This is a genomic window from Paenibacillus pasadenensis DSM 19293, assembly GCF_000422485.1.
GTDB classification, from domain to species: Bacteria; Bacillota; Bacilli; order Paenibacillales; family Paenibacillaceae; genus Paenibacillus_O; species Paenibacillus_O pasadenensis.
Map to the genome: position 1 here is coordinate 73,304 of NZ_KE383854.1, position 10,950 is coordinate 84,253.

The window sequence follows — 10,950 nt, forward strand, 5'->3', positions numbered from 1 at the left end:
GGTAGAGGGAAAGTAAACAGACGACGATTTTACCGGGATGCCGCATCCCTTATGATGGACTCATGGAAGAAACGCAAGGCAGCGACAAGCATGACATAAGGGGAGGCAACGCAGATGAAAAAGATCCGTCAACGAAGCGCAGCGCTATCGCTCGTCCTGCTGCTCGCCATTACGAGCGCCTGCAGCAGCAACGGAGGAAGCGGCGGCAACGCGGCGAATGGAGCCGCAGGCTCGCCGGAAGGGACAGCGTCGCCGTCCGCCCAGCCGTCGGCCGCTCCGGTCGATCCGAACGCCAAGTACGATCCGCCGATCGAGCTGACGACGGTCCGCTACACCGACTCGAGCTTCAAGTTCAACGGAGGCGACTCGATCGACGACAACGTCTGGTACCGCGCCTACGAGAGCGAGCTGGGCATCCAGGTCAAAAACCAATGGGTCGTCAGCGGCGACCAGTACAGCCAGAAGATGAACCTGTCGATCACCTCCGGCGAGCTGCCGGATCTGTTCATGGTCGACTCCAAGCAATTCCAGCAGCTGGCCGAGGCCGACATGCTGGAGGACCTGACGCCGCTGCTGGAGACCTACGGCTCGCCGCTCACCAAGGAGATGGTCGAGCGCGGCACGAACGCCAAGGCGGCCGCCTCCTATGACGGCAAGCTGCTCGCGATTCCGCCGGCCGAGGATTATCTCGGCGGAGCTCCGCTGCTGTGGGTGCGCACGGACTGGCTGAAGAAGCTGAACCTGCCGGAGCCGAAAACGATGGACGACTTCATGGCGATCGCCGACGCCTTCACGAACCAGGATCCGGACGGCAACGGCAAGAAGGACACGTACGCGCTGGCCGGCTCCAAGGATCTGTTGGGCGGCTACCCGGACTTCACCGGCCTCATGAACGGCTATCACGCCTACGCCAACATCTGGATCAAGGACGACTCCGGCAAGCTCGTCTACGGCAGCGTCCAGCCGGAGATGAAAACCGCGCTCGGCAAGCTGCAGGAGCTGTACAAGGCCGGCATGATCGACAAGGAGTTCGCCGTCAAGGACGGCGGCAAGTCGGCCGAGCTGCAAGCGGCGGGCAAGGTCGGCATGAGCTACGGCGCGATGTGGAATCCGCTCTGGCCGCTGCAGGACAGCGTGACCAAGGACCCGAACGCCGAGTGGGGCGCCTACCCGGTGCTGTCCGCGGACAGTGAGCCGGCCAAAGCCCAGTCCAAGGCCGACTTCAACTCCTTCTGGGTCGTCCGCAAAGGCGCGGAGCATCCCGAGGCGATCATCAAGCTGTTCAACCTGTACAACGAAAAGATCGTCAGCGAAAACGCCGAGCCGGCGACATTCCACAGCAAGGACGGCGTGGAGTTCTTCAAATACGCGCTCATGTCCAACGGCTTCGGCACGCCGGAGGGGCTGCTCGCCATCCACAAGCAGGTCGTCGCCGCGCTCGAGTCCGGCGATCCTGCGGCGCTCAATCCGGAGGGCAAGGACTACTATGACAAGATCAAGAAGTTCCAGGACGGCGACAAGGCGAACTGGGGCACGAACAAAGTCTTCGGCGTCGGCGGCTCATGGGATGTCATCGGCAAAAACTACGTCGATGCCGGCAACCTGATGAAAAGCGAGTTCTTCGGCGCTCAGACGCCGACGATGAGCGAGAAGCAGGCCATCCTCGACAAGCTCGTGCTCGAGACGTTCACCAAGATCATTCTCGGCGCCTCGCTCGATACGTTCGACAAGTTCGTCACCGACTGGAGCAAGCTCGGCGGCGAGCAGATCACCAAGGAAGTGAACGACTGGTACGCCACTAAAAACGGCTGAGTTCCTCCGGACTCGGACGGACGAATCGGGGGATCGGAGCTGCTTCCGATCCCTTTCCTGCGGTTTGGCTGCGGATGGCGGTCTCTTGGCCGCCGCTTTTTTTCAAAAGGAGGGCATTCCCATGTTCAGCGCCAAGGCGAGACGCCAGCTGCCTCTTCATCTCATGGTCTTACCGTCGCTCGTGCTCGTGCTGATCTTCAGCTACGGTCCGATCGGAGGGCTCGTCATCGCCTTCCAGAAATTCTCGATCATCAAAGGCATCTTGGACTCCCCGTTCAACGGGCTGGACAACTTTCGCTACATGCTCCAGCTGCCGGAGATCGGCACGGTCGTGCGCAATACGCTCGTCATCGCCTGCATGAAGATCGTCGCCGGCCTGGCCGTGCCGATCGTCGTCTCGCTGCTGCTCAACGAGCTGCGGCTGCAGCTGTTCAAGCGCTGGATCCAGACGATGATCTACCTGCCGCATTTTCTGTCCTGGATCATTCTGGGCGGCATCCTGATCGACATCCTCTCTCCGTCGCAGGGCATCATCAACCAGCTGCTCGGCGCGTTCGGCATCGAGCCGGTCTTTTTCCTCGGCGATGCGCGCTGGTTCCCGGCGGTCGTGGTCGTATCGGACGTGTGGAAGGAATTCGGCTTCAGCACGATCGTTTATCTCGCGGCGCTCGCCGGCATCAATCCCGCGCTCTACGAGGCAGCCGTCATCGACGGCGCGAACCGCTGGAAGCAGACGCTGCACATCACGCTGCCCGGCATGATCCCCGTCATCGTGCTGCTGGCGACGCTCAGCCTGGGCAACGTGCTGAACGCCGGCTTCGACCAGATCTTCAACCTGTACAGCCCGGTCGTCTACGAGACCGGCGACATCATCGACACGCTCGTGTACCGGATCGGCCTCGAGCAGGCCCAGTACAGCCTCGCGACCGCCGTCGGACTGATGAAGTCGATCGTGTCGGTCATCCTCATCTCGGTGTCCTACTACCTCGCGTACCGGCTGGCGAACTATCGGATTTTCTAGAAAGGAGCGAGTCGCCATGAATCATCTCACCCGCGCAGGGCGCGTCTTCAACGCCTTCAACGCCGGCTTCCTGCTGCTGCTCGCGCTGCTCTGCCTGTTCCCGCTCGTCAACGTGCTCGCCGTCTCGCTCAGCTCCAGCTCCGCCGCCGGCGCCGGACTCGTCACGCTCTGGCCGGTCGACTTCACGCTGCAGTCGTACGAATTCGTGCTGAACAAGCCCGAGTTTCTGCGGGCGCTCCTCATCAGCGTCGAGCGGCTGCTGCTCGGCACCGCCATCAACATGCTGCTGACGATCACGCTCGCCTATCCGCTGTCCAAGGAGCCGGCCGCCTTCAAGGGCCGCACCGTCTACGTCTGGTTTTTTGTCGTCACGATCCTCGTCGGCGGCGGACTCATCCCGTGGTACCTGATCATCCAGAAGCTCGGCCTGCTCGGCTCGATCTGGGCGCTCGTGCTGCCCGGCGCGGTCAACGTGTTCAACGCCGTGCTGCTGCTCAATTTCTACCGCGGCCTGCCGCGGGAGCTGGAGGAGGCGGCCTTTGTCGACGGCGCGGGCCACTGGCGCATCCTGTGGAGCATCTATGTGCCGCTGTCGATGCCGGCGATCGCCACGCTCATCCTGTTCTCGATGGTCGGCCACTGGAATTCCTGGTTCGACGGCCTCATCCTGATGAACTCCCCGAGCGAGTATCCGCTGCAGAGCTATCTGCAGACAGTCGTCATCAACCGCGACCTGACGCTCGTCACGATGTCGGACGCCGCGACGCTTGCCGCCGTATCCGACCGCACGCTCAAGGGCGCGCAGATTTTCCTGGCGGCGCTGCCGATCATCTGCGTCTATCCGTTCCTGCAGCGCTTTTTCATCAAAGGCATCGTCGTCGGCAGCGTCAAGGAATAGAGAGGAGACTGCCTTATGTCAGACGTTCACCCAAAGTCAGACGTTCATCCTAAGTCGGACGTCCATCCATTGCCGGACCTGGCCCGCCTGCACGCTCCGCATCGCCGTCCCGAGCCGGTCCTGCTGCCGTCGGGCGAGCCCGGGCGCTATGATTCCGAGGCGGTCGACTGCCCGTTCGTCTTCCGCCATCGGGATCGATTCTACATGATGCATATCGGCTTCGACGGGCGCGGCTACCAGACGGCGCTCGCCGCGAGCGACGATCTGCTGGCCTGGACGCGGCTCGGCGTCATTCTCGGACGGGGGACGGACGACTCCCGCTGGGACCATGTCGGAGCGGCGGGCTCGTGGATGCTGCTGGAGAGCAGCGATCTGGACGAGACGCCCCGGCTCAAGAAGGTCGACGGACGCTACTGGATGATCTATCACGCCTACCCGGACTTCGGCTATGAGGAGGGGGGAGCGGCGATGGGGCTGGCCTGGTGCGAGGACGAGGAGCTGCTGGAGTGGCATCGGCTTCCCGAGCCGGTGATGACGTTCGGCGATGGCGGGGAGTGGGAGCGCGGCGGACTGTACAAATGCTGCCTGCTGGAGCATGAGGGGCGCTACTGGATGTTCTACAACGCCAAGGAGAAGCCCGACTGGCCGTGGATCGAGCAGACCGGACTCGCCTGGTCGGACGACCTGCGCGTCTGGCAGCGGCATCCGGCCAATCCTCTGCTTGCCGTCAGCGAAGGAACGTTCTACAGCCGGTATGTCAGCGATCCGTGCATCCGCTTCGACAAGCCGAGCGGCTGGTGGGTCAATTTCGGGTTCGGCTTCGACGGTGAGCATGCGCAAGGGCTGCTCGCGCTCTCCCGCGACCTGGAGTCGTGGCGCATCCTGCCCGAGCCTTCGCTGCCGCATGGAGCGCCGGGCGAGATCGACCAGACGCATGCGCACAAGTCGTTCGTCGTCCGCTGGGAGGGGACGCTGTACCACTTTTACTGCGCCTGCCGCCCCGCCCGTCCCGGAGATCCAGCGTGGAGCGGAGCGGGCGGCGAGCTGCGGAGCATCGCCGTCGCGACGAGCCGGCCGCTCTGATCAGCCGCCGCCTTCCCGATCCCGGTATTCCTGGGGAGTCGCATTCATTTCCCGTTTGAAAAACCGTCCGAAGGATGTCGCCGAGTCGAACCCGACTTTCGCTGCGACATCCTGTATTTTCATGCGCGAATATTTCAGCAGATCGCAGGAGCGGGCGAGCCGCAGGCTCGCGATATGCTCGGACAGCCCGACGCCGGCCTGCTGCTTGAACAGCCGGGACAGGTAGGTCGGGTTGAGGTAGACGAGATCGGCCAGCCGGTTCAGCGACAGGTCCTCGTCGAGATGGCTTTCGATGAATCCGGTCAGCCGGCCGATGACCTGATGGGTGCCGGCCTCGCTTTCGCGCCGACGGCTCTCCAGCAGGCTCTCGAGCGCGGAGCGCAGCGCATCGAGGGCATGCTCCCAGGTCGGATGGGCGTCCAGCGAGGACAGGCGCGCCGTCCATGACGCCGGCTCGGACTCGTCGCCGCGCGCGGAGCGGTTGGCGGTCGACAGCAGCATGTAGGTGATGCCGTTGTACATCTCGTAAAGGAACGGATGCCGCCCGCCGAGCTGGCGCGAGAGGGCGGCGAGCCGGTCGAAGTCGTCCAGCAGCTTCATGTCCAGCGCCGGATCGGCGTCCAGCACCTGCTTGAGCCGGTTCTGCGCCTCGACGAGCGCTTCGCTCGGCTGCCCGGCTCCTGCCGGGGCATGGTTGAGCAGCACGCGGTCGGTGAGCAGCATTTCCTTGCGCTGGCCGTAGCCGTAAAAAAGGATGCGCCGCAGCTCGGCCTGCTTCGCCGGCAAGCCTTGCCAGGGCACGGCCTTTTCGGCGGCGACGAGCGAGACCGGCAGCTTGAGGTACGTGCGGCTCGCTTCCTGCACCTGCTCGAGCTGATCGTGCAGACGCTTCGCCCAGCCGTCTGGCGCGGCGTCCGGCTCCGGCTGCGCCAGGCCGACCAGGCCGTCCTCCTCCAGGAAGCAGACGATGCGGCTGCCGGCCAGCAGCTCCTGCATGATATTGTCGAGCGCATAGCATAGCAGCGCCTTGTCGGCGTCGGAGCGGACCGCGCCCCATTCGTCGATGCGGGCGAGCAGCGGCAGGACGGGGCGCGACGCGTCGAGCCCGAGCCGCAGCTCGTCGAAGCGCTCCTGCCGGACGGGGGCCGTGCCGGCCAGCAGCTGCCGCGCGTAGTCGCGCCGCAGCGCCGACAGCGACTGCTCCATCGCCGCTCGGGCCTGCTCCAGCAGCCGGCTCATCCGTTCGGACTCGGCGAGCTCTCCGATCGCCTTGCCGACCGCCTCCAGGATCGCCTCGTCGCCGTCCATTTTCAGCACGTAATCGACGCTGCCGCCGCGCATAGCCTTCTGGATGTAGGAGAAGTCGTCATACCCCGAGAGAAAGACGACCTTGCAGGCCGGCCATCTCTCGCGCATGACCGCCTGCAGCTCGAGGCCGCTCATGCCGGGCATGCGGATGTCGAGCAGCGCGACGTCGATCGGATGCCGCTCCAGCTGCTCCAGCGCCTCGGCGGCGGATGTCGCCGTGAGCGCCTCCAGCGGCCAAGGCGCCTCGGTCTCCATCAGATGCCGGATTCCCCGGACGATATTCGGCTCATTGTCCACGATCAGCAGCTTCATCTTGGATGCTCCTCCTTTGTTGTTCGGCAGGCAGGACGAGAGTCAGCGACAGGCCGCCGAGCGGGCTGCGGTCGGCTGTCAGGCGCGCGCCTTCGCCGAAGTGCAGCCGCAGCCGCAGCTGGACGTTGCGCAGTCCTTCGCTGTCCGACGGGAAGCCCGGATCGCCCAGCAGCTTGCGGATCGCGTCCAGCCGCTCCTCGTCGAGCGCTTCGCCGTTGTCGTCCACATGGACGAGCAGCCGGCCGTCCTCCTCGCGGAACGACAACCGGACAAGTCCTTGCCCGGAGCGGTCCTCCAGGCCGTGGTGATAGGCGTTCTCCACGAGCGGCTGCAGCAGCAGCTTCGGCACGGCGAGCTCCTCCCATCCCGGCGGGATCGGGTCCAGCTCGACGCGGATATGCTCCTCGAAGCGGATCGTCTGGATGGCGGCGTAGGCGTTCACGAACATCATTTCCTGCCGCAGCGGCACCTTGTCGGCGTTTTTGGTCACATAGCGGAAGTAGTCGCCCAGATGCTTGGTGAAGGCGGCTACCTTGTCATGCTCTTTCAGCTTGGCGAGGCGGTACAGATTGAACAGGCAGTTGTACAGGAAATGCGGATTGATCTGCGACTGCAGCTGCTTCAGCTCGGCTGCCTTGACCTGATACTGCTGCACGTACGCCTCGTCGATCAGCTCCTGCAGGCGGGAGACGGTCCGGTTGTACTGCAGGTACAAGTAGTTGAACTCGTCGCGGGACCGGTAGCGGAGCTTGAACGAGAGATCGCCCTTCTCCAGGCTCTTGAAGGCGCGGACCAGCTCCCGCAGCGGGCTGTGGATGATCCGGTACAAGCCGTACGCGAACAGCAGGGCGAGCAGCGTCGAGGCGGCGGCCAGCAGCAGCGTCCAGTTGCCGAAGCGCTGGATCGGTCCGAGGAAGCTCCGCTCGTCGAGGAACAGCACGAGCGTCAGCCCGAGCCGGGAGGAGGTCTCGTAGAAGGCATACTTGCGCCCATCGCCGCCGCGCAGCAGGAACAGGCCGCTTTTGCTGCCGGCCTCCATGCGGGAGGCAAGCTCCTCGCGGAATCCCGTGGCGTCGTCCGGCAGCGGGCCGTAGCTCTCTTGCCAGCTCATCTGCGCGTTCGTCAGCATGGCGGCTCCTTCTCCGGTCAGCTCGAAGCCCGACAGCAGGCGCCGGATCGACGCTCCGGACAGCTCCATGCCGATCGTGAAGCCCTTGCCGACCGGGGGCGAGCTTGGATACGGGCTGCTCAGCCAGAGGCGGCCGCGATCGACGAGGAAGGGCGCCTCATAGGGATTGATGACCTGGTTGAGCGCCGCCGCCTGCTCCGGATCGACCGATCCGTAGCTGTCCGCCGATACTTTGCGGTCGAGTCCGGGAAACAGCACAAACGCGTCGGAGACGTACGAGCTCATGAACTTGAGCGTCGTCAGCTTTTTCTGCACGTTCTGGATCGACTCTGTGTACTGCTGGTCCGACATGATGATCGAGGAGTAGGCGAGCGCCCGAATCTCGTCGTCGAAGGCATACTGCTGCTGGAGCGTGATGAGCGGACCGAAATCGTACTCCAGCACGCGCATGTAGGAAGCGGCCTTGGCCTGCGTCGAGCGGATGATCTCGTCGCGCACGAGCCTTTCGCTCTGCGCGTTCATGAGCAGGCTGATGGCGACGAGCGGGACGAGCAGCAGCAGGAAGCTCAGCACCAGCTTCGGGTAGATGGTCAATCGGCTCAGGAACGTTCTCATGCCGTCAGGCTCCTCCCGCTTGGGGGCGTCTTTTTTTTTCATTATAGCCCGGATAGCCCGCCGCTCCTACGCATCGGAACGAACAAGTCAAGGAGGGCAGAGCGGAAGGTTGACAGCTGCAGATGGAATGGAAACGCTTCCGGTCTAGAATGGGTGAGCCAGGCCAACTTCGGTTCAGAGAGAGGATGATTCAGCTTGATGAAAAGCAAGAAGCGAAAGGTGTGGAGTTATGGACTGCTCGTCGCGCTGCTGGCGGGAGCCGGCGCGCCGCCGGCTCCCGCGTCGGCGACAGACAGCGGAGCGGCCGTGTCGGCGTCGTATACGTTCTCGATGGACAGCGTCGCGCAAGTCAAGGACGGCATCGTCTCCTACACGGATTCGCCTCGCAACCGCTGGTCGGCCTACGAGTCGCCGAACGCCTCGGACTGGGTGCAGACCGACTTCGGCAGCGCGCAGAGCCGATCCAAGGTGGACCTGCATCTGTACGGAGACGGATCGGGCATCAAGGCTCCGGCGAGCTACGACGTCCAGTACTGGACCGGCTCGGCCTGGGCAAGCGCGCCCGGCCAAGCCAAGTCTCCCGCCCAGCCGGCGGCGAACCAGCTGAACACGGCGACGTTCACGGCGGTATCGGCGTCCAAGTTCCGCGTCGTATTCACCCACGCCTCCGGGGCGAAGAGCGCCGCGAGCGAGATCGCCTACGGCTTATCGTCGACGCCGACCGCGACGCCGACCGTCACGCCAACGCCGACCGCGACGCCGACCGTCACGCCAACGCCGACCGCGACGCCGACCGCCAGTCCGACGGCGACGCCGGCGCCGATCGCCGGCGGCACGGCCTCGGCTTCCTACACTTACGGCATGGATGCGGTCTCGCAGGTGAAGGACGGCATCATCTCCTACGCCGACAACCCGCGCAACCGCTGGACCGCCTACGGATCGCCCAACGCTTCGGACTGGGTGGAGACCGCCTTCGGCGGCGCGGCGACCGTCAGCCAGGCGAAGCTGTACCTGTACTCGGACGGCGCCGGGGTGCAGGCGCCGGCCAGCTATGACGTGCAATATTGGAGCGGCACGGCCTGGGCGAGCGTGCCCGGCCAGACCAAGTCTCCGGCCCAGCCGGCAGGCGGCCAGCTGAACACGGTCAGCTTCAGCGCGGTCGTCTCCTCTAAATTCCGCGTCGTATTCACCCACGCCTCCGGCGCCAAGTCCGGCGCGACGGAAATTGTCTACGCCGGCACGGGAGGCGGCTCGACGCCGACACCGACGCCAACTCCGACCGTCACGCCGACGCCGACGCCGACCGCCACGCCAACGCCGACGCCGACCGCCACGCCGACTCCTGGAGCTTACCCGAATTACCAGGTCAGCGTCGTCTCGCCTTCGTACGGAGCCTCCATCAACGGTACGGTGACGATCAAGTTCTATGCGCCGGGCATGCAGAACGTATGGGCGCGCTCCTGGCATCAGCCGGACACGGCCAACCCGGGGGCCAACGGGTACGACAGCTGGTTCGCCCGCACGACGCCCGATGCCAGCGGCTACGGCGAGATCGTCTTTCCCGCGAACTCGTTCCCGCACGGTCCCGTCACGGTCATCCTGAGCGCCTGGGACAGCCCCGAGGGCAATCCGAACTTCACCCGTTCCGACAACTGTTATGTGCAGCTGTACAATGAAGGGGGAGTCGTCTGGAAGCAGGGGCTGCCTTCCGCGCCGCCTCAGGCGTCCGGCATGAGCGTGCTGTTCGCGGACGACTTCACCGGCCCGCTCTCGGCCTCCCGCACCGGAGCCGGCGCGACATACGCCGCCGCCAAGCCGGACAGCCCCGGCGGCTCGGAGTTCGGGGAGGCGATCTTCGCCGATCCGAACGGTCCGCATAATCCGTTCTCGATCCTGGGCAGCCAGTACCTGCGCATCCGCTCGACCAAAACGCCGGCCGGCTATGTCGATCCGATGGGCTGGAACCGGACGCACTTCGGCGGCTTGCTGTCGTCCGTCCGCACGGACGGCACCGGCATCGCCGCGCAGTACGGCTACTTCGAGGCCCGCATCCTGATGCCGGCGGGCAAAGGCGCATGGCCTGCGTTCTGGCTCATGTCGCAAAACAGCATCTCGCAGAACGTGCCGTCGACGGCGGAGATCGACACGATCGAGGCCTACGGCCACAACCCGGCCGGCTCCTGCCGCTCGCAGCATTGGTGGAGCGGATCGCCGGAAATCCACGAGACAGTGTGCACGAGCAATTCGTTCGCCTTCGGCGACAACGCGTCCGTCTGGCATGTCTATGGGACGAAGATTACGCCGACCGACACGATCTACTACATCGACAACGTCGAGGTGTGGCGGCATGCTACGTTCGAGCAGGCCAAGACGCCGATGTACTTCATGCTGAACCTCGCCCTCGGCGGCGGCTGGCCGGTCGAGCTGGACCGCTACGGCAACCAGATCGACATGTTCGTCGACTACGTCCGCGTCTTCCAGTAGCGGCCGAACAGGCTTGTCCAGGAGCGCCCGGGCTTTTCCCGCGGCGCTTTTTTTGCATGACGAACCCGAGGCTGCCAGGGCGAGGGGGACTGGAGCGGCTGCTCGTGCTCGGTTCCATTTGATTCTAGATCGAGGAGCCGTTGGAATCGGCCATTAGACCGGGCTTGGGAACGTCTGCAACCCGATTATTTCGGGTTACAGTTCGGGAACCGGGCTTGGGAACGTCTGCAACCCGATTATTTCGGGTTACAGCTCGGGAACCGGGCTTGGGAATGTCTGCAACCCGAT

At 64.5% G+C, this 10,950-nt stretch carries 7 protein-coding genes; 5 read left to right on the plus strand and 2 right to left on the minus strand.

Annotation, left to right across the window (positions count from 1 at the left end):
- The first annotated feature begins 114 nt into the window (after positions 1-114).
- The 4 genes from H582_RS0120640 (at position 115) to H582_RS0120655 (ending at position 4,814) form a co-directional block, all read left to right on the plus strand.
- Positions 115-1,812: an extracellular solute-binding protein gene (locus tag H582_RS0120640; RefSeq protein WP_028600058.1), complete on the plus strand. Its 1,698-nt coding sequence runs from the start codon at positions 115-117 to the stop codon at positions 1,810-1,812.
- 121 nt (positions 1,813-1,933) lie between these two features.
- Positions 1,934-2,833 carry an ABC transporter permease gene (locus H582_RS0120645; RefSeq protein WP_028600059.1) on the plus strand — a complete coding sequence of 300 codons (900 nt, stop codon included), beginning with the start codon at positions 1,934-1,936 and terminating at the stop codon, positions 2,831-2,833.
- A gap of 16 nt (positions 2,834-2,849) precedes the next feature.
- A complete protein-coding gene (locus H582_RS0120650; RefSeq protein ID WP_028600060.1) occupies positions 2,850-3,731 on the plus strand; it encodes a carbohydrate ABC transporter permease in 882 nt (293 codons plus the stop codon).
- A 15-nt stretch (positions 3,732-3,746) separates the two neighbouring features.
- Positions 3,747-4,814 (plus strand): glycoside hydrolase family protein, encoded by a 1,068-nt coding sequence (locus H582_RS0120655; protein ID WP_084137479.1) that lies wholly within the window; start codon positions 3,747-3,749, stop codon positions 4,812-4,814.
- On the opposite strand, the gene H582_RS0120660 is transcribed toward H582_RS0120655, so the two are convergent.
- Complete coding sequence (locus H582_RS0120660; RefSeq protein ID WP_028600062.1) at positions 4,815-6,434, minus strand: response regulator transcription factor; 1,620 nt, start codon at positions 6,432-6,434, stop codon at positions 4,815-4,817.
- The gene (locus H582_RS0120665) at positions 6,409-8,178 is read right to left on the minus strand and encodes a sensor histidine kinase (RefSeq protein WP_028600063.1); all 1,770 of its coding nucleotides are present in this window, start codon (positions 8,176-8,178) and stop codon (positions 6,409-6,411) included. Before H582_RS0120665 ends, H582_RS0120660 begins: the two co-directional genes overlap by 26 nt.
- Before the next feature lie 198 nt (positions 8,179-8,376).
- On the opposite strand from H582_RS0120665, the gene H582_RS0120670 reads away from it, so the two are divergent.
- Positions 8,377-10,662 carry a galactose-binding domain-containing protein gene (locus H582_RS0120670; RefSeq protein WP_028600064.1) on the plus strand — a complete coding sequence of 762 codons (2,286 nt, stop codon included), beginning with the start codon at positions 8,377-8,379 and terminating at the stop codon, positions 10,660-10,662.
- The last annotated feature ends 288 nt before the right edge of the window (positions 10,663-10,950 follow it).

What these genes read in the sequence shown, in the direction of transcription:
- H582_RS0120650 (WP_028600060.1), top strand. Translation starts at nt 2,850, where the DNA reads ATGAATCATCTCACCCGCGCAGGGCGCGTCTTCAACGCCTTCAACGCC.
- H582_RS0120665 (WP_028600063.1), bottom strand. Translation starts at nt 8,178, where the DNA reads ATGAGAACGTTCCTGAGCCGATTGACCATCTACCCGAAGCTGGTGCTG.
- H582_RS0120640 (WP_028600058.1), top strand. Translation starts at nt 115, where the DNA reads ATGAAAAAGATCCGTCAACGAAGCGCAGCGCTATCGCTCGTCCTGCTG.
- H582_RS0120670 (WP_028600064.1), top strand. Translation starts at nt 8,377, where the DNA reads ATGAAAAGCAAGAAGCGAAAGGTGTGGAGTTATGGACTGCTCGTCGCG.
- H582_RS0120645 (WP_028600059.1), top strand. Translation starts at nt 1,934, where the DNA reads ATGTTCAGCGCCAAGGCGAGACGCCAGCTGCCTCTTCATCTCATGGTC.
- H582_RS0120655 (WP_084137479.1), top strand. Translation starts at nt 3,747, where the DNA reads ATGTCAGACGTTCACCCAAAGTCAGACGTTCATCCTAAGTCGGACGTC.
- H582_RS0120660 (WP_028600062.1), bottom strand. Translation starts at nt 6,434, where the DNA reads ATGAAGCTGCTGATCGTGGACAATGAGCCGAATATCGTCCGGGGAATC.